The organism is Komagataeibacter intermedius TF2 (assembly GCF_000964425.1).
Taxonomy (GTDB): domain Bacteria; phylum Pseudomonadota; class Alphaproteobacteria; order Acetobacterales; family Acetobacteraceae; genus Komagataeibacter; species Komagataeibacter intermedius.
In genome coordinates this window covers 1-345 of record NZ_BANF01000325.1, presented here as the reverse complement: position 1 = coordinate 345, position 345 = coordinate 1, and the positions used below count along the sequence as shown (strand labels likewise).

At 60.6% G+C, this 345-nt stretch carries 1 pseudogene; it reads left to right on the top strand.

The window, feature by feature from the left end:
• Positions 1-276: pseudogene (locus B7449_RS17350) on the top strand (hypothetical protein); the annotation flags it as partial.
• Between the last annotated feature and the right edge of the window lie 69 nt (positions 277-345).

Genomic DNA, 345 nt, shown 5'->3' with positions numbered 1-345 from the left:
CAGCAGCGCAGGGCACTCGCCGACGATACCGTGGTCATCCGCGAGCAGTTGCGCGACGGGATTGAAGCCGTGCACACGCTGCGCACCATCAACGAAAAGCTGGTCGAGAAAAAACTCCTCGCGATCACTGCGGATATGACGAAAGGATTAAGGGGCGCCATCGAGAGCCAGGCCACGGCCATGACCAGACGGTACAACCTGGAGACGGCCTTTCGCATCCTGGGCTACAGTTCCATCGTCCTGATAGCGGGATTTGCGCTCGGACGGATGCCGTGAGCGTGTCCACAACGGGCACGCTCACGGCCGGAACCGAAACGCCGTACGAAGTACTGACACAGGTCGCAT